The 22474-nt window shown below is 56.5% G+C and carries 12 protein-coding genes; 2 read left to right on the forward strand and 10 right to left on the reverse strand.

Going from position 1 to position 22474, the window contains the following annotated elements:
- The first annotated feature begins 135 nt into the window (after positions 1–135).
- Positions 136–1938: an S-layer homology domain-containing protein gene (locus NQZ67_RS27250; RefSeq protein ID WP_257452201.1), complete on the forward strand. Its 1803-nt coding sequence runs from the start codon at positions 136–138 to the stop codon at positions 1936–1938.
- A gap of 103 nt (positions 1939–2041) precedes the next feature.
- Here the strand turns inward: NQZ67_RS27250 and NQZ67_RS27255 are convergent, their stop codons facing one another.
- From NQZ67_RS27255 to NQZ67_RS27285, 7 genes are all read right to left on the reverse strand, one after another.
- The gene (locus NQZ67_RS27255) at positions 2042–2752 is read right to left on the reverse strand and encodes an SDR family oxidoreductase (protein ID WP_257452203.1); all 711 of its coding nucleotides are present in this window, start codon (positions 2750–2752) and stop codon (positions 2042–2044) included.
- A gap of 93 nt (positions 2753–2845) precedes the next feature.
- Positions 2846–3427 (reverse strand): TetR/AcrR family transcriptional regulator, encoded by a 582-nt coding sequence (locus tag NQZ67_RS27260; protein WP_257452205.1) that lies wholly within the window; start codon positions 3425–3427, stop codon positions 2846–2848.
- Positions 3428–3868: 441 nt separating this feature from the next.
- Positions 3869–5947, reverse strand: coding sequence for an RICIN domain-containing protein (locus NQZ67_RS27265; RefSeq protein WP_257452207.1), 2079 nt, complete (start codon positions 5945–5947; stop codon positions 3869–3871).
- Between the two features lie 119 nt (positions 5948–6066).
- Positions 6067–13446: a LamG-like jellyroll fold domain-containing protein gene (locus NQZ67_RS27270; protein WP_257452208.1), complete on the reverse strand. Its 7380-nt coding sequence runs from the start codon at positions 13444–13446 to the stop codon at positions 6067–6069.
- A 67-nt stretch (positions 13447–13513) separates the two neighbouring features.
- Entirely contained in the window at positions 13514–14524 is a 1011-nt protein-coding gene (locus NQZ67_RS27275; protein ID WP_257452210.1) for an S-layer homology domain-containing protein, read from the reverse strand.
- A 233-nt stretch (positions 14525–14757) separates the two neighbouring features.
- A complete protein-coding gene (locus tag NQZ67_RS27280; RefSeq protein WP_257452211.1) occupies positions 14758–16164 on the reverse strand; it encodes a glycosyl hydrolase family 28 protein in 1407 nt (468 codons plus the stop codon).
- 184 nt (positions 16165–16348) lie between these two features.
- A complete protein-coding gene (locus tag NQZ67_RS27285; protein ID WP_257452213.1) occupies positions 16349–16711 on the reverse strand; it encodes a winged helix-turn-helix transcriptional regulator in 363 nt (120 codons plus the stop codon).
- 129 nt (positions 16712–16840) lie between these two features.
- Between NQZ67_RS27285 and NQZ67_RS27290 the strand changes: the two genes are divergently transcribed.
- Entirely contained in the window at positions 16841–17374 is a 534-nt protein-coding gene (locus NQZ67_RS27290) for a dihydrofolate reductase family protein (RefSeq protein ID WP_257452214.1), read from the forward strand.
- Between the two features lie 179 nt (positions 17375–17553).
- Here the strand turns inward: NQZ67_RS27290 and NQZ67_RS27295 are convergent, their stop codons facing one another.
- The 3 genes from NQZ67_RS27295 to NQZ67_RS27305 all read right to left on the reverse strand — a co-directional run bounded on the left by NQZ67_RS27295 (position 17554) and on the right by NQZ67_RS27305 (position 22469).
- Positions 17554–18972, reverse strand: a complete 1419-nt coding sequence (locus tag NQZ67_RS27295) for a helix-turn-helix domain-containing protein (protein ID WP_257452216.1) — start codon at positions 18970–18972, stop codon at positions 17554–17556.
- On the reverse strand, positions 18950–20704 hold the full coding sequence (locus NQZ67_RS27300; RefSeq protein WP_257452218.1) for a sensor histidine kinase: 1755 nt from the start codon (positions 20702–20704) through the stop codon (positions 18950–18952). Before NQZ67_RS27300 ends, NQZ67_RS27295 begins: the two co-directional genes overlap by 23 nt.
- Before the next feature lie 181 nt (positions 20705–20885).
- Complete coding sequence (locus tag NQZ67_RS27305; protein ID WP_257452219.1) at positions 20886–22469, reverse strand: extracellular solute-binding protein; 1584 nt, start codon at positions 22467–22469, stop codon at positions 20886–20888.
- Between the last annotated feature and the right edge of the window lie 5 nt (positions 22470–22474).

Raw genomic sequence — 22474 nt, forward strand, 5'->3', positions numbered from 1 at the left:
GGGCACCGGCTGCATAAGTAAGAAATGTAATGATAGTTTTAGAGAATTATGGTAGGATGTGGGAGGAATGATAGGGAAAAATAAATTGGAAGGTGATCACTCTTGAGGACTTTTGCAGCAAAGGTTTTGTGCGGCATGTTGCTTGCGAGCAGCTTGAACGCCGCTGCGCCCGCCGTGGAAGCAAACGGATATATATTTACGGATATTGATCAGTCTTATGCCAAGGACGCCATTAAACGGCTAGTCGAGGAAGGGGTCGTGCAAGGGGTAGACGAGACGCATTATAATCCGAAAGGATCGTTGACCCGGGCAGAATTCACGGCTATTCTTGTGCGTTCGCTTCAGCTGCCGATCGATCCGGCCATTACTTCATCTGTTGAATTTTCCGACGTGAACGGCTGGGAAGCTTCCTACATCGCCTCCGCCCGCGACGCCGGAATAGTCGACGGAGTTGGCGACGGCCGATTCGATCCGGACGGACAAGTGACGCGCGAGCAAGCAGCTAAGCTGCTAGTTGCCGCGCTGATTCGTTCGAACTCGGCTATTACTTTCGATGAGTATGCCACTCCCTCCTTCGCGGATTCCGGCTCCATCTCCGATTGGGCAATCCCCTACGTGGCAATAGCCGAAGAACAAGGCCTTATTACGGGGCGTCCGGACGGCAATTTCGATCCGAAGAGCATCGCCAATCGGGAGATGGCGGCCGTCATGTGCGTTAATTTCCTGAATGCGCTGCAAGCATTAGACGGTAATGCGCCGTCCGATCCTCCTGGGACTCAAGCATCGCCGCTGCTGCAGGCTCCAACCGGCTTTACCGTTTCAGAGTTTACAGAGAATAGCCTAACCTTCACGTGGAATGCGCCATCGAATGGCGACAACATTGCGGGCTACGATATTTTTCTTGAAGGGGATAATAACAAGATCGGTTCGACGACAGCCTCCACTTTCACGTTCGAAGATCTGCAGCCCCAAATGACTGATGCCGTGTTTTACGTGAGAGCGAAGGACAAGCAAGGACGTTTATCCGCCAAATCGAATGAATACCGGTACGTGGCGGTCAAACAAACCAAATTGACCTTGCGTCCTGAATTTAGATCCTTTACGCATAATGTAGAACAAACGATGAAGCTATGGATTAGCGGCGACATCACGCTGGCGGACCAGCTGCGACGCACCCGGCTCTATGCGACGTTTAACAATGCGACGAGCAAGGATATTACGTTCGGCAACGCCTCCGAGCTTGGAGCGCCGGAAATTATCCAGGAAGGCAACGGCACACAGCCGCTTATCGTCGCTTGGGGAGCCCCCCAAGGAGTGAAACTTTCTTCGGGGCTGCAACACGAAGCTTATTTGAACATGCTCGTTGAAATTCCTATTAAGCTAAACAATAGGGGATGGTATTCCACTCAATTCGAGCTGCGTACGGCGGGGCCTGCCACAACCAGTCTTGCATCGACTGGACTGATTCTGACGAGTGAGCTTGCTCCGATCGGGCCTCCAAAGAGCCAATCCGGGATTACCGTTCAGATGGGACAACCCGGGCCAGCCCAGTTGAACCAGCAAATTACGATACCGGTCACGATCCAAGGAAACGTAAGCGTCGAGCAGCTATCCGATTTGGCTGCCGTGCAAGTACGCATACTGGACAACAGCCAGGTCCTCGGCGCCGCCGACATACAGATTGAAGACCTTGCAAAGTTCGGCCACGCTAATATTGCGTTTAACGGCAGCGATGTTAAGATCATCCAGTTCGATAAGCACTTCCGGCTCGAGGAGCTTCAGGCAGAGCTCGCGAACGGAATTACCTTTAATCTGGTCCTAACCTTACGGGAAACCGGCAGCTTCGGCGTATTCGCAACCTTAGAGCGCGTCGACGAGAACGGGCAAGTGATAGGACCCGCCGGGAACGGCAACGTCGTGCAGGTTACGGTACAATAACCATTTAAAGCCTCTTTCCAGCCAAAAAGAGAGCACCGAGACTATTCTGTCGGAGCTCTCTTTTTTGTTTATATAATAAGTCTGTTCGGATACCGGACAGGCGTTACCAAGGCAGAGCTTCCGTCTTGTGGAAATATCCGCCGGACGGCCCGTCGGCTGGCAGCGTGGCCAAATAAACGGCGGTCTCCGCTCCCTCCTCGATTTCCATGATCGCATCCTTGCCCCCCATGTCGGTTTTCACCCACCCCGGGTGGCAGGCGTTCACTTTAACCGGAGTGCCTCTCAGCGTAATGGACAGCTGCGCCGTCCAAGCGTTTAATGCTGCTTTAGATACCGTATAGGCCGGAGCTGAAGCCCGCCCGAACATTTCGTTGGTTAAGATGGTCGTCATCGAGCCCAGAATGCTGGATTGGTTCACGATTCGTCCGGCCGGGCTTGCCTTGATCAGGTCGAGCAGAGCATTCGTTAAGGCGTACGCGCCGAAAAAATTCGTTTCGAAGCTTCTCCGCATGACGTCGACGTCCGTACCCTCGTGATCCAGGAAAGTCCCCGCATTGTTGACGAGAACGTCCAGCTTGCCATATTTCCGCGAGATGAACTCCGCCGCGGAACGGATATGATCGGCGTTCGTGATATCCAGCTCGATCGGTTTCGCTTCAATCTGTTCGGCTTGCAGACGCGCAGCCGCCTCTTCGGCCTTCGGCAGGCTTCGTGCTCCAATCAGCACCTCCATTCCTTGCTTGCCCAGCTGGCGCGCGATTTCGTATCCGATGCCTTTGCCTGCTCCCGTAACCAATGCGATCTTCTTCTCCATATTCGATCTCCCTCTTTCTGTACCTATCGGTACATAATATTGAAAAAAAATCTTACTCGATTAGAGTAAGGACTACTAGACGCTAGGTCATCCTTACTCTATAAGAGTAAGGATTTCCTTTATTACCGGTTCAACCCGCGATCGTTCGGTATTCGACTTCATCGAAACCGATAGTCCGATCGCCGTTACGCTCAGCACGCTCGCGATGAGGGCCGGGTTCAATCGAGCCGGCAGCTCCCCGGAACGAACGCCTCTCTCCACCGCTTCACGGAACAAATCCGTCAGCTTCGCCTGATAATCGTTGGTGATGGCCGCGAATTTGGGTTCATGAGGCCCCAGCTCGACCATCGTATTCACGCATAGGCAGCCATAGGACGGATTGCCGCCCCCGGGACCGTCGATAATGCCTTGCAAGAAGGCTTGCAAAGCCGCCTTTGTCGACTCGCCGCTGCCCAGCATCCTCTCGACGTACGCCAGACTCATCTGCGAATAGGCTCTCAGCGCCGCCTCGAACAGCTCTTCCTTCCCGCCGAAGGCCGCATACAAGCTTGGTCGCTGAATGTTCATCCGGGCGGTGAGATCGCCGATGGAGGTCGCCTCGTATCCCTTCTCCCAGAATACCTGCATCGCTGCCGTTAACGCTTCCCGTTCATCGAATTCCCGCGGTCTTGCCATTTGCATTCACTCTTTCTGTACTGATCAGTATAGAACGATTGTAATGCAATTCCTTCCAGTTCGTCAAGAGAAAAAAACCAGGATTTTCTAAAACGCCGAACCGTGGTCCTATACCGAAACGGAAGTCCATTCACATCCCGAACCATCGGTTCATATCCCGAATAGAGCTGAAGCTTACGGAACGGAGCGACTTTATTCATCGAAAAACAGGGCTTTTTGCTAGGGTAGCGGAACTGAGCGCCTCTATTCTTGTCGATTCTGATCAAATCACATTGAAAACAGGCGAATAGAGGCTCTCCGTTCCCTTAGGGTTAATATGAGGCGAATATAGCCGAAATAAAGGCTCTCCGTTCCGTTCATGGCGATGCAAGAAGTACTTAGCTGACTTTATCGCTTAATCTAACCGGCTGGTCTTCAACGGATTTTGAGCACAGGGAGAGCCTAAGGCGAAACCTCCTGAAACGTCGCATCGCCGTTAAACGTCGCGCCGGAGCCTGCTTGGGCGTATAGCAAATAATTGGAGTGCCGCAAGTAGCGCGCGGCATCGCTCCACATCTGATAAGAATACTTCCGAGGATCCGCTAAGCCCGCCGCGCGGCGGAACGTCGCGTCGTTCTTGAATGCCTCTGTGCCGTCATTCGGATCGAGCCATACTTCGCCGTTCGCGCGCACGCGCAGGAAGCGGCCGGGGAAGTTGACGGACTCGAACGAAACGCCGTTCGCGTCGGTTAATCCGGGGACGAGCTTGAACTGGGCATCCCCGGCAGGCGACACGGCGGAATCGATGCGCGCGCGGTAATTGCTATGCCGGATGTAACGGTCGGCGAAATTATGCGACTGCAGGCGGACGGCGACCGACACCGGCTCCAGCCTCCACTGCTGATGGCTGCCGAGAATGTAGCGCCACTGCTGGATCGGCACGCCTTCCGCGGTGGAGACCCCCGTCACGTCTGCCGGTTTGTTCGAGTGTACGGGCGTGATACGGAAGTACCCTTCCCCCGTCGGAATGAAGGCGAACCGCTGATTGTCCCCGCCGTTGCCGCTCCATAATTGAAACGAGGCGCCGTGCGCCAGAGAGCCGCTTGCCACGTCCAGATATAATCCGCTCTGCACGTTCCGAATGCTGTACTGCCCGCCGCCGAGATGGGTAACCGTCCATTGCTGATTGGCGCCGCCCGTATACGTCGACTTCCGCACGTCGGCTCCGTTCGACGCGCCGGCCGCTTCCATCGCCTTGCCGTCCAGCCGCACGGTAAAGCGATAGATGCCGTCCGGAATGTTGCCGCCCGGGAGAGCCGCCGTTCCGCCGCTGCCGGCCGGACGCGTGTATAGCAGCGTGCCGAAGCCGAGCTGATCGAAGGTAGAAGCATGCGACGAATTCGGACCGCCTTCCGGTCTTCCCAGACCGGCACAGGCCGAGATATTCGGAACCGGCAGTCCCCTTCGGTTGGCGTAATGGTTATAGATCATTTCCCAGATCGGGCGCATCTGGCCGCGGCTGGCATCCGAAATAACCGTCTGCGTCTGAACCGCCCCGTTCGTCCCGTTGCCCCATTCATAAGCGGCGAAAGGCACATCGTCTCCGTTGTTGTACTTGGCTGCGTATTCGGCGGCGCGCAGGAACCGGTTGTTCGCCCAGCCGTACAGGTCGTCGCCCTGATTCCACGCCATCTCGGCGATCGTGGCCATGAGCCCGATGCCAAGCAGCGTATGCCCCTGATCGCGGCCCGACTCCTGCCACTGCGCGAGGCCGCCTGGATGCAGGAACGGAATCGCGTTGTAGATCGATCCGTTCCCGGCGCCGTGCTTAAAGTATTCGATGCCAATGTCGTAAATGTCGCGGCGGTCGCAGAAGATGCCGATCGCCACCGTGGCCGCCATATTGGCGAGATCCCAGTTCGCCCAATAGTTCTGGATATAAGCGCCGTTATGATCGCCGCCGAATTCATTGCCGATGAGAAACCGCTCGCTAAGCGGCTTGTAGAACACGTTTAGAAGCAGATCCTGCATCCCGGCCACGTCGAAGCCCGGATAATCCCGCATGATTTCCGCCGCGTTGGCCATTTGGTAACCGTACAATCCGGAGGCCAAGTATCGGTCGGCATTGCCCGTAATCGTGGTCAGCGTAGACGACCAGGCGTTCAAAATATCGCGCGCCGTATCGCCATGCGCCGCGCTGCCGCTAATTTTCCACCGCAGCGCGTTCTGATAGGCCCTGGCGATATCGTTGTACAACAAGGCGTAGTTCTGCCCCGTTCCGCCTCGTATAATAGTTGCGGTGGCGCGAGGGGTCCATCCGGATTGCGAGTATGGACTGTTCACCAGCTCGTTCCAGCCGTCCAGATATGGCTGCGTCCCCGCGTTCACCATCTGCGTCATTCGGTCGAAATCGGCCTGCGTATGCAGCAGCCCCGGATGGTTAAATGCGGGAGCGGCGGTCGCTTTCTCCGCTCCGATACCTCCTAGCAGTCCGGCCATAAGGCTGAACACGATGGCGATCGTCCAAGCTTTCTTGTTCATCTTCATTTCCCTCCTAATCGATAATTAATGCGTCTGAGTATGCATGCCTTCTCTCCATTCCTCTCTCTAACAGTCGAAGCGGGAGGAAAGCCTTTCGGCTTTCCTCCGCTCCATACCCGTTACTCTCTTTTTTCTCCTTCCAGCCAATCCTCCAAAATCATGCGCGCAATGGCCGCCAGCGTACGAATATCGATTTCCTCCGCACCCAGAACGTCGGCCTTCTCGATCTCGTTCCAACCGGCATCGCCGAGCTTCGTTCCCATATACCTGGCAACGATGGACAGATCGCGAATCGTAATACCGGACTGTCCCGGCACGAGCGTCACGATCTTCTGCCTGTACTGCGCCAGCTGCGCGCGCAGCGTCTCGGCTGCCTGATCGATCGCGGACTGGCTGACCGCGGCGCTGCCGGCTTGAACAGCCGCATCGATAGCGGCCCGCAGTGCCGTCCGGTCTGCCTCCGGATATTGGCCGACCTTGCTGCCGGCTTTCGTGCTTCCGTAGACCGACTCCGCTTCGGCGATCGCCGCGTTTAGCTGCAATTTGTCGAGCGGATCGTGAGGCGTCGGTACAACGGATTGTAAGAACGTCGTAATGGCCGCTTGGAGCGACTCAGCCGCACCGGATACCGTCTCTGCCGTTGCCCTTGCGTCGGCGAGAACGGCTTCGGCTGCCGCGATCGCTTCGTTCAACCGGTCGATCGCCTGCTGCGGATATTGCCCCGGAGCGGAGCCCGGTACGGCGCTTCCTGCCACATGCTCCGCCTGACCGATTCGATCGCGCAGCGCGGTCTTATCGGCCAAGTGTACATGCAGCTCAACCGACGCATGGCTTGTATCGACCTCATAGGCCTCTCCGTCATGCGCGACGCTGAAGCCGTTCAAGGAAACCGTGGTTTCGCCTGACGGCGCGTCTCCCTTCACCGCCCCGCGAAGCCGGAACAAATCGCCGGAATCGGTTATTTCCTCGGTCGCGAAGCCGGTGATGCGGATCTGGCCTTGCTCCGGCTTGATCGCTCCGATCGGCTGGAACGTTTCGCGGAGCGATTCGAGCGCCTCATCGGCCAAGAACAGCTGCCCTTCCTCGCCAAGTCTCGTCGGAAATTCCAGCCGTGCCGGATCGTACTGGACGATGAGATCGAGCACCGTGAACGGTTTAACCTCGCATTCGCCAAGGCCGATCGTCAATTCTATAGGTATGCCTGCCGTTAAGATCTCCGTACCTTCCAGCGTCGCGGCCATCGGCTCGGTCCCGCCGATCGGCTGCAGCCCCTCAAGCGCGGCCAATAAAGCTTCCGCCGCTTCGTCGATTTGCGCTTGCGGCGCGCCGTCCGGCAGCTGCAGCGCCGCCTCAACCGCCTGCTGCAGAGCGGCATAGCTTTCCGCCGTATACGGCTCCGGATTGACGGCCATCGCTTCATTCCGCGCGTAGTCCAGCAAGCTGGCGTCCGTCCAGAACGAGTCGCCGGCGTAGAGACTCCTGATCTCGTCCGCGCTTAACGCGGAACCGGCGATGAGGAAGTCATCCACCTGCCCGTTAAACAAAGGGTCGTTGAACATGGACTTGCCGATATACAAGACGCTTGGCTTGAAATCGCTTGGCTTCAGCGTAATGGCGGCCGAAGCCTTCTCTTCGCCGTTCACGTACAATTTGGCCGTGCCGTCTCCGAGCGTTATTGCCACATGCACCCACTCGTTCGCCGCAAGCTGCGAGGTTTGCACGAGCTGCTCGGCACCGCCGTTTTTGATCGCGAAGCGCAGCGTGTTATTGCCCGATCTCGGCGACAGGAACAGATATTGAGTCGTGCTGTTGCCGAAGTCGAAGAGGCGCTGCCACTGATTGCCGCCTCTCCAGTTGACCCAAGCCGCCACCGTCATCTCCTCGTAGCCGGACAAAGCGTGACCTGCCGGCAAGGTGACGTGCTGGTTGCTGCCGTTCAAGTCGATCGCCTGCCCCGTCTTGCCTTCCGCGTATACCGGGATGCCGGTAACCGCTCCGTGCGTAGAGCCATAAGCATTGTCGGCGTTGTTCTCGAACGAATAGAGCGAGAGCGGATTGCGCACCAGCATTCCCTCCGCCGCCTCCAGCTCGGCGATCAGCTTGTCGAGGTCGGCCTCCGGCTTTCCGATTTCCTCCTTGATCCGGTTCAACTCACGCGCGTACAAATAATAGCTGCCTTTCGTATAATCGGCCGCCGGCTGTTCGGGGAGCGTGACGGTGAAATCGATCGTCCGGCTCACCGAGAATCGGCCGTTGCTGACGGTAAACGTGATCGGATGGCTGCCGTAATCGTCATATTCCGGCGTCCACCGGAGCTGACCGCTTCCGGCCATAAACGCCGCCCCTTCCGGCAGCACGCCGGCGCTGTACGTCAGCGGCTCTCCCGTCGGATCGGAAGCAGCCAGATTGTATACAAGCTCCTTCTTGGCTTCCGCCATTACTGTCCCGACCGCATCGAATACAGGCTCTCCTTTGACCGTAATCGCGACCGTTCTCGAGGTCGAAGCCTCGCCGGCCGTCACCGTGAACACGACCGTATGAACGCCGCCTTGCGAAGGCGCCGGCGTCCAGGCGAATACGCCCGTCTCCGCATCGAAGGCAGCTCCGTCCGGCAATCCGGCGGCGCTAATGATCGCTCCGATCAGCTCCGTTTCCTCGCGTACCGTGAAGCCCAGCTCATTCCCCGCGATTACCGTTTTGTCGCCGATCGGCGCCAGTACCGGAATGCCGTCCGCATACTGCAGGCCTTGAATCGCTTCCCTCAGCGCCTCGGCCGCCGTATCGATATCGTTTTGCGAAGCGTCCTCTTGCTCATGAACCGTCACCGCGCTTGCGACTGCCTGCTCGAGCAGCTCTATGCTTTCGGCTGTGTAATGCCCGGCGTCCAAGCTGCCCGCTTCATTCAGCCAATACGCCAGCAGCGTCCTATCCTCAGGCATCTCGTAGAACTCGATTTCTTCGAAATTAACGAAGCCGTTATGGCCGTCATAAATCCGGATATACCGGTATGGCGTCCCGTCCGCGCTGGAAGCCGAGTACCACTGATAGGCCGAAGTCGAAGGAATCGTATAGAGCTCCGTCCAATTCTGCTTATCGTTCGAGCCCTGGAAGACGGTGCCGTTCACGCGGTTCACATGCGTCCTCCGCGGCAGGTAGCGGATCGTATCGATCGCCTTCCCGTTCCCCTCGCCGAAATCGACGTCGACCCAGCTCACGGCCGATCTCGTATGCGCGATGGTGTCCGGATTCCCGTCGAACAGGAACCAGGCATTTTGCGCTTCCCCGATATTGTCGTTGCCCCAAAATTTCTCGGATGCCCTGGCCATCGATGGTTCAATCCCGACTTTAGACAGGAGCGTCCGGACGGATACGAGCATGTCGCCTGCGTCGTAAATTTGCTCGATCAAGGCTTCGAGGTCTGCTTCCGCTTCATCCTTCGCGGCCCGGATACGCGCCAGCTCCTGCTGGTACAGGTAGTAGCTAGCCTTCGTATATTCGGCGGCCGGCAAGCTCTCCGCGGTTTCCAGCACGGCATCGATCGAATCCGCCGCGATTGACGCGCCATAGAACGACTGCGGCGTTCCGTCGCCGTGAACCGGCAATATTTTGTAAAACACCTTGCCATACCTCAGCCCCTGCTCCTCATTGGAGGTCGCTCTCGTGCCGGCCAGAACAAGCTCCCAAGGCGAACCGTCCACCGGCTCCGCGGAGCCCGGCTTCAGCTCCGGATCGGCGAGTCCCGCCGCTTCATCGGTGGTCCGGTATACGTGGAACCAGGACGCCTGCTTCGGCTTGTTCCAATAGAGAGTGGCCAGGTCCCGCTCTTTCGACACGAACGGAGTTAAGCTGCCCTGCGGCGTCTCCGTTAGGGAAACCTCGCTGAACGCCGCCGAATCCGATGCGGCAATCCCTGCATAATACCCGTAAGGGAGCAGCGTCGACATCTTCGCGACATAACGCCAATCCGTGCCGTCCTTGGACGCGAAGGCGTACGCCGTCTGCGAATCATGGTCGCGCACCAGCTTGACGTACGGGTATTCCGCGACGGTTAACGTATCGATGTCCGCCTTCTTCGGACTTGCGACCTTGTTCGACCATTGGATGATCGAAACGCGCGTCCGGTTCTGCAGCACCAGATTGCCGTTCTCGTCCGCGCCGAAATAAATGTAGCGCGCTTTGTCCGGCGTAAGCCGATCCCGCAGCATGAGCCCGTTCGCTTCGCCGGAAGCGCTGTCGATTCTAGCGCTGATCGCGCTGCTGCCGGCCGCGGCCTTGCTCACGAAATGCAGCGAATCGTTAATGTCCCGCTGATAGAGGTGATAATCGTCGCCGCTGCCAAAGCCGGTACCGTCGGCCGACTCGACCGCGATGCTTGAACCTTCAACCGTTGCGCTGCCCTCCGTCGTTCCGATCCGGTCGTCGCGCCATTCCGTGACATCTAACCCGGATACCGGCATCGACAAATCCGTAATTGCGCGATAGGAATCCCAGCCCGAGCCATTCGCGTTCACTGCGGAAACTTTATAGTAGTACGTCTTGCCGTTCCGGGCTTCCGTATCCTTGTAGAAGTTTCCTGTCACGCCTTCAGCAATGATCTCATAAGGACCTTCCTCCGACTCGGACCGTTTGATGGCGTAGGACTCTCCGCCCGAAGTCGTTTTCCAAGACAAACCGACGTAATCGTTGCCCGCCAGCGCATGAACGAAGTCGACATGATACGGCTTCGGCGCAAGCTCGATGTCGGTCGCCAGCTTGAGCACCATCGCGGATTTCGGAGCGATCGTCACCTTCCCGTCCGCGACCGGAATGGACGCACCTGTAATCAAGTCCAGCACGGCGCTGCCCGAATAATCGGCCGGCAGCTCCACGTCGAACGTCGTCTCGTTGCCGTATTCGGCGCGGGTCGTATTGAACACGATAAAATACGATTCGTATCGCGACGTCTGCAGCTCCGGATAGCCGGCGTAAGGATGATCCGTCTCGAAATTGTCGCGGTTCACGGTACCGACGCCCGGCTGATAGGAGGACGGCAGCGCCTCTCCCGCCAGCGCCTGCGGCGCCCCGCTCCAGACGTCTTCGCGGTCGGATTGGAAATCCCAATTGATCGTGGCCTCCCGCAAATAATAATCCTCATACCGGAACCGGTTGTTCGTCGCGATCTGCACGATATGGTCGTATTCGTCGGTAATGACGTGCAGCCGCCCGTTCGCGGCCATGCCTCGATTGCGATAGAAAAGAGAGCCGAGGATGCGGAGGTCGCCGTCCTTCACCGACACGTACATGTTGTCGATATCGGCCCACGCGAACTGCTCGTAATCGGCCGGTTCGACGCCCAAGGCCGTCAGCTCTTCCGGCTTGTAATAATCGAAATCCGTATGCGGCAAGACGACACCCGCCATCGCGCTGCCATCGAACCGACTGTAATCGGCCCTCTCCTCCGTCACGTACCGGTACGTTTCCGCCAGCCGGTAATCGGGAGCGCTCATCGTGCCTTTGGTGCCGAAGTCGTTCAGCTGCAGCAACTGGCGATCGGCGAGCTGCTGCTGGACGAAGCCGACGGCTTCTCTGGCATACTGCCAATATTCCGCCCATTCCTCGCCGCTGTACCGCTCTTCGTTCTGCGCCATCTCCATCTCCAGCGACGCGAATTGCAGGCCCATGCCGGAGCCGACGCGCGCTCCATATGCGGCGAAGCCGATCAGCCCCGGATTTCGTTCGTCCGTCACCTGCTCCGCGCGCATTACCCTTCTGCCGTTGTCGTCGAGGGACGAAGTCCGAACGAAGCCGCGGGCATGAATCGACTTCAGCGCCGCTTTCAGGATTTCGTCGTTCATTTCTTCGTCGCCGGGGTGACCCAGCGTTTTGTAGAAGTAGCTCAGCAGGTAGTTGGCCGCTTCGCCGTAGTTGGCGACGTAGCCGTTCTCCCTCGTCAGTCCCGCCTCCGTCAGGCCGGTGTAATGCTCTCCGTACGGTTTTCTGCGAACTACCTTACCTTCCTCGTCCAGCTTGCTCTTCGCCAGCCCCTTGCCGACGATCTGGACGAAATCGTTCGTGAATACCGCGCTGCCGTCGTGATAGAACAGCGAATGGTACAGATCCAGCTCCTCGCCGTTCGGACCTACCAGCACCTCTTCGCCCAGGAAAGGCTTAATGCCAAGCGCTTCGAGAAGAATGCGCTGGCTGCGCTCCTTGCCTTCATAGAAGCCGGACCCGATCAGCCGCAGCCCTTCATGCGCTTCCCACGCGCCTTCGTAGGTGTAGAACACCTGATTGTAAATGTAGGACAGCCTAGCGCGGGCGAAGTCGAAGTTCGCCTTGAGCGCCCGCTCCCACGCTTCCCTCCGCGTCAGCTCGCCGCCCGTCCAATCCACGCCGGCCAGTGAAGTTTCTCCATCGACCGTTCCGGTAACGAACGGCTGATCAAGAAGCTCGTTAAACGCCGCCTCTCCGTAGATCGCATCGTCCTTAATCAGACTCTCGACGATATACAGCGCTTCGCCGAGCGCGCCGTAGTAGCCGCCCCAGTCGCCTTGATGGCCGCCGCGCAGCACCATTCTCGTGTTGCCGTAATAATCCTTGACGTGATTGTCGATCGTTTTGAATATGCGCTGAAGCGCCGCTTTCTTCTGCTCTGCCGTTTGCGCCGGAGACCAGTCGTATTTCAGCGCCGACGCGTAGAACTTCAGATCGTCCTGATACCGGATGATCGACAGCTTATTGCCCGCGCCGGCATCCACGCTGCTCGACAGCGAGTTGAACCGGCTGACCAGCTCCCGCATGTAGCTGTCGATCCGCGCCTGCTTCTCCTCCTCGGACAGATCGGGGGCCAGCATCGTCTCCGCGTTCTGGTCAGGCTTAAATTTATAGCCCTGCCGCTCCCCGTCAACGTCGATATACGCCTGCGTATGCGTATAGGCGTTGTAATACCCTCTCGTGCTGGTCGTCATATTGCCGTACGGATTAATCGACCGAATCGTAATTTCGACCGTTTCTTTGCCGGCGGTCGATTCCAGCGGGAGCATGATCGTATGGTAGAAGAACCGGTTCGGCAGCGTCCAGCCCTTGCCGATGTTCTCATAATCGCCGTAGCTGATATAGCCGACCTGCTCGCCGCTAATGTTGACCATGCTGACGGCGGACGTCTCTTCTCCCGAAAATTTCACGGTAAAATAATTGCGAAGATTCGGATCGACCTCCATCGTGAAGGTCAGATCCCCTCCCGCGCCGGATGCCGGCACGCGAGGATTGGACACCCTGGCCGGCTCGCCGAACAAGCCGGTAATCTTACTCGTGAATTCGCCTCTAAAGTCATGGGCGCCCTCCGATTCCGCGCTGCCGAACACGATTTGATCCAAAATGCCGTTGCCGGCTTGCTGCTCCGCCGCATGAACGGCCTCGCGGGACGACGGCCCGAACGCCGGCATCAGCATGGCGGCGATCAAGAGCAGGATGCAGCTCTTCCTCATCGTCCCGAGCTTTTTTGTCCATTCAGATTGCATGTGGCTTTTTCCTCCCGATCAAAAATTGGAATGGATACCTGGCTGATCATCATGCTGGCGCAATCGCTTACAAATCGTCTTTCATCACACCTCCCTTTTCGAATAATCGGCCAATGACCGTAACCGCCTGCGCCCGGGTCGAATCGCCTCCCGGCTGGAACGTTCCGTCGCCCTTGCCCGCGACGATGCCTTGCTTAACCGCCGCCGCAACGAAGCCACTGGCCCAATCGCTAATGGTCTCGTCATCCGTGAAGTCGGTTTCGGCCTCGGCCGCTGCCGGAAGACCTGCTGCCCTCATCGCGACGACCGTCATCTCCTCGCGGCTCATCAGCCGATCCGGCCGGAACGTCCCGTCGGCATAACCGCTGATCCAGCCTTCCGCCGCCGCCGCGGCAATGTAGCCTCTCGCCCATTCGGGCAGACCGGAGTCGTCGGCGAAAGCCGTCCGCTCCCCTGGCGCAGACCCAAGCGACTTCGCCAGCATGACGGTGAACTCGGCTCTCGTCACCTTGCGCTCCGGCTGGAACGTCCCGTCCGAATAGCCGCTCACGAAGCCCGAAGCCGCGGCCTCATATACGGCAGACTCCGACCAATGTCCGCCTAGGTCGGCGAAATGGAAGAGCGGCTGCGACAAAACAGGCTTCGCCGTTCGTTTGTCCAGCTTGGAATCGACGAGCTCCGCCGAATCCAGAACGAGCTGCGACATGCCGGGCGACACGAATTCGAAGGTCAGCTCGGCGAGCTCCGCGTTCCCGTTCAAGCCTTCAATCGGGCCGACCTTCGTGAAGGCGAATTCGATTTTCCCTTCCGCCGTTTTCGGCGCGATGCCGAACCCGGCGTTCCCGCTTTTGGCCTGCTTCAGCTTCACCTTGCCTGCGTCATGCGACAAAAAGAAATGGTAAGCGTACAAATCGTTTAGGTTTCGGCCATAAATGATGACCCTCGCCTGACCGTTCGAATAGCTGGTTCGCAGCTCTAATGTCGGTGCCGAAGCCGCGGCCTGAACCATGACCGGCAACATCAATGAAAAAACCAGCAGCAGCAACATCACTTTAGTCTTTCGTAAATACTTGCTCACAGCCCGTTCCCCTCCAATCTCGCGAATGATGTAACCGTTTGCAAATATAATCGTTTGCAACACTCCCCCCTTTCAGATGGTTACATGATGTCCGTCAACCTCCTCATTTTATAGGCCATCCCCGTTAAAAAGTGGCAAATCCTTGTTCAAAAATGTTTGGCGATTGCGATCCGATCTCACAAAAAAAAGAATGCTGACAGAGCAGCACCCTTCCTGAATAATCACGATTTAAGTTATTGAATACGGACGCCCCGCGCATATCCGTTAATATCCAAAGCCGGATGCCCGCTGCCTTCAACGCGCTCATCCCCGATCCGCAGGTTGTCGATGACGACGCCGTCTACGACGCGCTCCTCGTCGAAGCCGTAAATGCGGGACGGGTGCGGCGTTCCGCCCGCATACTGAACGTCGCGGAATACGATATTTTCGATTCGGCTGCCGGGAACCGGATTATAGTCCGCATTATGGACGACTCGGATATCGAACAGCTGCCCCAGCTCGATCGCCTCGACCCGGATGTTCTCGAACGCGACGTTCCGAACCGTATTCCGGTCCCCCGCATTGATCGCCATCGCACCCCAATAATTCGGCTGCGGCTCATGATGCTCGAGAATATCGATGTTTTCGAAACGCAAATCTTCGATGGTATCTCCGTTGCGGTGATGATCGCCGTGCACGCCGATCATGATCGGATGCGCGACATCGGCCCATAGAATGGCATTGCGCACCGAAACCTCCCGGGTGTCTCCGTAGAAATCCCAGCGCGAGCCGTAGACGGCAATGCAGTCATCCGAATTGCGCATAAAGATATCTTCGATGTCGATCCGCTCGCTCGACATGATATCGATGCCGTCGGACCAGCCGCGCGTGCTGAACGATTTGAAATTCCGAATCGAGATGCCGCGCGACTTGCCGATGAAGATGCTGTAATGCGGCGGGTCGATAACTGTAATGCCTTCGATCGAGATGTTCTCGGAGAAGATGATTCGAACGCCTCGGAAGGCGGAGAATCGGTGGAAATCGGCCAAATAAATAAACCCGCGCCCCCTAATATGGACGTCCTTGGCATGGTCGCATACGAGCGAGCCGACGAGAATCGCGCCCCCGGCGATATAAACGGTTTGGCCCGAAGGAACGGGAAGCACCGTCTCTTCGATGTAGTGCATGCCCGGCGCAAAATACCAAATGACTTCGCCCTCATGCAAGAGATCCGGCAATCGATGAATCCCCGGACGAATGACCCGCACATTCGGATCCTCGGGACTTGGCGCGTCCGCCTCGATCGGATTGGCAAAAAGATGCAGATTGCCGAAACGGTCGCCGTTGCACTCGATGACCAGCTTCCTCGGTCCGTCCAGCGTCAGACGGATCGTGTCGGCTTCAACTTTGTATGGGGTTGACTTCGATAACGGGCGAATGACGGCCTCCCGCAACGCCTCGCGCCGGAACGTAATTTCCGCCTCGACCGTTCCTTCCATATCGAAAGCCGCCATTGACGCCTCCCGGACATGATGCATATCCACCTTCACTTTATAGACAGGCACATGCTGCCATTCTCCATCGGGCACACGAACCTTCACCTCGTAATGATCGAGCAAATCCGCTCCCTTCGGAGCGGCGTAAGCCGCGACTTTGTTCATTGTCCACTCCCCTCTCCTAATTCATTTCATTCTAGCAGCAACCGGTTGGCCATAATGGCGAATCCGTGCGCAGAAATGTTCAAATATTGCCGAGTTGATTGGGCGCAAACAAAAAATCCCGTCCATGACGGGATTGGTATCCAAAGATATTCATGTTTTGATCCGGAAGATAAAGCTAGCACAATCACATCACTTCATTGCTTTCTTGGCCCGTTTCATCCGTCTTTTTCCGTAGATATGCGCCATGCTCCTGTGTCCACGTCCACATCGCGGCGAAAATCGGCTGCAACCCCTTCCCGCTCTCCGCAAGCTCATATTCGACATGTAGCGGTATACCGGGGTAAAGCGTACGTGTGATGATTCCTTTTTCCTCTAGCAGTCGCAAGCGATCCGTCAAAGTTTTCGGACTAATGGGCTGCAGTCTCCGGCGTAATTCCCCAAAACGCTTAGTTCCGTTAAATAATTCGAATAAAAGTAGAAGCGTCCACTTTCCGTCCAAAATCTCCAGAATCGGTTCAACGGTACCAGGGCAGGTACGATCCATCATCGCAATCACTCCATAGTTCATTTTTTGAAACTATTACACTTAAATGTAACTACTTTTCAAATGTATCATAGATCGATTACCATGTGAATGTAAAGGTGGATCTGAATTGAAAACGAGGAGGAATGTTTAATGAAAACCATTTTATGGGCAACCCTAACTGCGAACGGCAATTATGCGCAATCCGGCCCCGATAACCCACCGAAAACGGAAGCGTTGGAAGACTTCTCAGCAAAAGCAAAAGCAGCAGGAAATTTTATTGTCGGACGCAAGACGTTTCAGGAAATGACAGACCCAAGCCGGATTTCCCAAGAGGAACAGGGAAACACGGAAGGTCCTTTCGCGGGGATCGACATCGTTGTGTTGTCTAAGAACATGGAGAACATCCCCGGCGTAACCGTAGTAAAATCGCCACAAGAAGCTATAAGCTACCTCCAGCAAAAAGGACACCTAACCGCTCTCATTAGCGGCGGTGCGGATATTCATAACTCGTTTCTAGAACAAGAACTCGTAAACGAAGTGATTTTCAATGTGGCGCCTGTATTAGAAGGTAAAGGGTTAAATCTGCTGATCGACAAGGACAATTACCGTTTTAAGGCTGTACGATTGCTAGACTGCAAACCTCTCGGCAGCGACATCATACAACTGCGGTATGCGCTTGAATGATGAATGCGAAACTCCTGCATGAACTGAATAAGACGCACGGCAGCTGGTCAGTTAATCGGCTCGATATATGCGGTGATTTCGGAACCGTATCCTATGAATCTATGTCTTAAGGTAAGGCTCGATGGCCAAAAAATAGCGACAGCCCATGTTCTCGTCCGTGGCTGTCGCTGTTTTATTTTCTAGGCTCGGGAAGCCCGATAGCTGCTTGGGGTCGTTCCCGTGCTGCGCTTGAAGATGCGGCTGAAATAGAAGTAGTCGCTGTAGCCCGACTGCTCCGCGATCTCGTTGATGGGAAGGTCCGTCTCGGTTAGGAGACGGCACGCGTAGTCGACCCGCAGCTCCGTTAGATGCTGCGTGAAGGTCGTCCCCGCTTCCTTCCGGAATAATTGGCTGATGTAATTCGCGTTGACGTTGAACTGCTCCGATAACAGCTGGATCGACAGGTCCTCGCGATAATGCTCTTCCACGTATTCCAGAATGGCCTTGAAGGAGCGGTTTCGGATCTGCGGCGAGCCCGAAGGCTTGCGCGTGGTCGCGACCATATCCTTTAAGTGGCCGAGCATATCCTGCACGGACGAGTAGCATTCCGTCAGCTGCTCGAACGAATACATATATTCTTCCCACATTTGCTCCTGCTCGCGGTTCACGAAGGCAAGCGTTTGGTTGTAGAGGGTCAAGGCATCCTGGATGTCCATGCGCCCGTCGGCAAACAGCGGGCCCGCGTTATCCAAGCAGCTCCCGATTTCGGCTGCGTCCTTCTTCCCGACGGCCTCTTCGAACGCTCGCAGCGCCTGTCGTCTGCTTGTCATGGCGTCCTCGCGAGTCAAGCCTCCGGTTACGGAACGGGCCGTAAAATAACGATAAGCTTCCCGTTCGCCCTCTTGAATGGCCAGGCGAATATCGGTCAGCCGCCGGATCGTGCGGCTGACGCCAAGCCCCTTGCAGCCAGTCCCAGACGTCGCGCCTTTCTCGAGCGCCTCGCGCAGGGAAGCATTCTCCTGAAGCAGGTAGGCATACTTTCGCATGCCGACCCGAACGGCGATTCCCCGCTGCAAGCTGTCGTGCGACAGTCGACTGTTGCCGAGACTCACGGCCGCCATCATGCCTTGGCCGCCGTCCGGATCGATGCCCGAAGCCAGCAGGATTTCTCTCAGCTTCCGCTCGTTCTCCGATGAATCCGTCTCCAAATATTCGAGAATGTCGACGTCCTTGGCCGACTCCCGATTTTTGAGGAGCGCCGCGGCTTTTCTCAGAAAGCCCGAAATTTCCATATCGTCGAAAGGCTTCAAGCAATAGCCGAAGGCGCCGTAATTGATCGCTTTCTGGGCAAGCGCGAATTCGGCATACCCGCTAAGCACGACGATCAACGATTGGCTGGCCATGTCCTTGAGCTGCTTGATGAGCTCCAGGCCGCTCATGCCCGGCATGCGAATATCGGTAAACACGAGATGTGGCCGAAGCGTCTGAATCCGCTCGTACGCTTCCAGTCCGCTAAGCGCATAACCGGCTACCTCGAATCCGTAATGTTGCCAATCGACGCTCGCGATTAAGCTCTTAATGACCAGCTCCTCATCGTCAACCAGAAATACGTTGTACATCGTCGCCCCTCCTCATCGGCATGCTTATCGTAGCCGTCGTACCGTCGTCAGCCTTGCTTGCGATCGTAATGCCGTAGGCTTCGCCGTAATACAGCTTGATCCGGTTATTGACGTTGACCAGACCGATATTCGACCGCTGATCGTCCGTCATATCCTGAACGAACGCTAGCCTCTCTCTCAGCATCCGTAGCTGCTCCTCCGACATGCCTGCTCCATTATCCGAAACCGTTAGCCAAAGCGCTCCCTCGCGTTGCTCGGCCGCGATTTCCAGCAGCCCGCCCTGGGTACGGGGTTCGATGCCGTGGAAGATCGCGTTCTCGACCAGCGGCTGCAGGATCATCTTGGGCACCTGGCAGTCCAGAAGGCTGTCGGGAATGGCGTAATCGACGTTAAACCGGTTGCCGAACCGGATTTGCTGAATATGCACATGGCTTTTGACGAGCGTTAGCTCTTCCTGCAAGGTCACGAAATCCGCGCCTTTGATGCTGTATCGGAATACGAATGCGAGAGACTTGACCATATGAAAAATTTTATCCGAGCCTTCCTCGACGGCCATTCCTTTGATGGATTCCAGCGTATTGTACAGGAAGTGGGGATTGATCTGGCTCTGCAGGAACGCCAGCTCCGATTGCTTCTTGACGAGCTCCGCGCCGTAAAGCTTGGTGTTGCTGTCGAGCAGCTGCTTCGTCAACCCGTCGATCTCGTCCAGCATCCGGTTGAAATCGCTGGCCATGCTCGTGATCTCGGCGTACCCCTGCAGGCTGATCCGGTTGTTCAGATTGCGGAGATGGCCCAGCTTAAAGTCGTTCATGAAGCGCATCAGCTTCTTAAGCGGTCTCAGAATATTGCCCACGATCAGCAGGAACGGCACCGTAAGGAGCAGGAGCGCGGCGAACAGGATCAGCAGCGATACCCGGCGGATCTCCTCCACACCGCTCAGAAGCTCGCTTCTCGGCAGCTTGAGCACGAGCTCGCCCTTGATGTCCGGTATGGCTCCCCTCTGAATGAAGAAGCTGGCATCCGATTCCTCGGAGACGATCTCGGCATAAGGCGTACCGGACTGCGCCTCCGGATCATTCGCATAGAACACGTTGCCGTGACGGTCGAGCGCGTACAGCTTGCTGCCGCCCAGCCGCTCCTGGTTCGGCGGCGAGCCGAGCAGCATATTCGCGTCCAGAACGAGCATGATAAGCCCGGACTTGCTCTCGTTGTCGTAGTCCATCATCGTATAGATGGGACTGCCTACGACAAAGACATCCCGGTTCTGGTAATAGCGCATCTTCTGCACGCCGGAGAAATAAAACGAACCTCTTCTTGGAATTTCTTCCGCAATCGGCAGCAGATTGTTAATATCGCCGCTCAGACTGAACGTCGTTCCGTCGGTACTTATAAGCGCGATATCGAGGATGCCGTCCTTCATGTTTTTCATGTCCGTTAAGTAGCTGACCAGGTTGGTGTACTGGATATATTTTTCGACGGGATCGGTCTCGACCAGGTATCGCTGCACGATCTTCGGATTGTAGGCGACGCTGAGCAGCACCCGCTTGATCGCGTCGGTGTTGGAAGCGATCGTCCGGTTGATCTGGGCGATCATTTCGGTATGGTATTCGCTGTTCTTCTTCTCCACGACCTCGGCGGCCTTCAAGTAGTTGGCATACAGAATGACCAACACCACGACGATAATAACGGCTACCAGAAAGGAGAGCTGATAGCCGATCGGCAGGCTTTTCAACGCCCTCCTGCTCCTGCTAAGCGCCAAGCTGAACATCGCACCACAACCTCTTGTTGATTTCTCGTCTTTCTATTCGTAATGATCGCATGTCCCCTTGCCAATTGCAAAAGAAAATGCGTGGCGCCTATAAAAGCGAAAAAACAGGAAAAGGCAGCTAAGCTGCCATTCCTGAATAACCAGATTAAGATTTCGCTGCTTGACGCTCTTGGTATACTTTCGTCGCTTCGTCGATCATTTCTTGACCGCCGGACTTCAGCCATTGCGCCTTGAACGCTTCGAATGCCTGATCCACGTCGTCCTTCCCGATAATCGCCTTCACGTAGAACTCATCCTGCTGCGTGTTCAGGATCGCGATGTACTTCGCTTTGCTCTCGAGAGCCGTCGGCCCGAGAACGTCGCTGACGATATTGAGGCCTTCGTTCACCTTGTCGCGGAAATCCAATCTTTCTTGCGTGAAGTGGAACTTCCACATCTCGGTATCGCGCTCTACGAGCGGATTGTAATAGCCGCCGATGCCCATCTCGCGGGCTTTGTCCGGAGTCGCCGTGTATTCCTCTTTCATCACGACGAATCCGTCGACCAGATCGTACGACTCGCCTTCCACACCGAAGATGGTGCGGAGGTAAGGCTCTTCGTTCGTTACCATATCTTCAAGCATGGTCAGAATGCGAACGCGCTTGGCATCGTCTTCCTCCACCTGCTTGCCGAACAGAAGCGGAACTTGGCTCATGCCGTTCGACATGACCAGGTTGGCGCCGCCAGGACCGGTCAAGCCTTTGCCGTACACTTGCGTAATGCCGCTTTCCTTGGCGGCCGCTTCGCCCGCGAAGTTATGATGATACATTTTGTGGTCGAAATAACCGAGCTTCTGGCTCAAGAACTTCTGGTCGACCAGCGCGCCGTCATCCGTCATAAACTCTGGATCGATAAGGCCGCCTTCATACCATTTGCGGAGCAGCTTCAGCGTCTCCTTGGCTTCGCCCGTAATACCGCCCCAAGTAATCGTGCCGTCATCGGCCAGCTTGAAGTGATAAGGGTTGATGCCGTGAGCCGCGAAGATCGAGTTGAACAATTGGACGCGCACGTCCTTGCTCCGGCCGCTCATGCCGTACGTGTCCTTCGCGCCGTTGCCGTCCGGATCGTTATTGCGGAATTTCGTCAAGACGTCCTCCAGCTCCTCGATCGTCTGCGGCGGCTCGTTGTAGCCGATCGCCTTCAGCCACTCGCCGTTGAACGTCGGGATGAAGCCGTAAGAGCCGTTCAGCCAGTTGCGGGGCACGCCGTAGTTTTTGCCGTCGATCATGCCGACGTCCCACGGATTCGAATTGATAGATTCGACATGCGCGATGTAATTCGGCATATGCTGCTTGATTTCATCGATTGAAATCTCGGCGATAACGCCTTGGCGGGCCCAGTTCGCCATATCGGCTTCGGTTGCGTTATGAACGAAAATATCGGGTATTTCGCCGGAAGCGACCTTCACTTTGAAGTTCTCGTCGGTGCCTCTCATGTTGACGAACTTGACGTTATAGCGCTCTTCCAAATACTTCTGCGTCGGATTATCGTCGTTGGTCGGGATATCCCATGTCGAGGCATTGGTCGAGATGACGATCGGCTCCTCATTGTCCGAATTGCCATTTGCGGCATTCGACGGTGCGTTCGCGCTCCCGGTCGGACTGACGTTGCCGCCGTTGTTCGAGCAGCCTGCTGCGACCAGCGAAGCGGTCAGCGCAAGCGCCAGGCTCAGCTTGCTTAATTTCTTCATTTCTT

The organism is Paenibacillus soyae (assembly GCF_024623455.1).
Taxonomy (GTDB): domain Bacteria; phylum Bacillota; class Bacilli; order Paenibacillales; family Paenibacillaceae; genus Pristimantibacillus; species Pristimantibacillus soyae.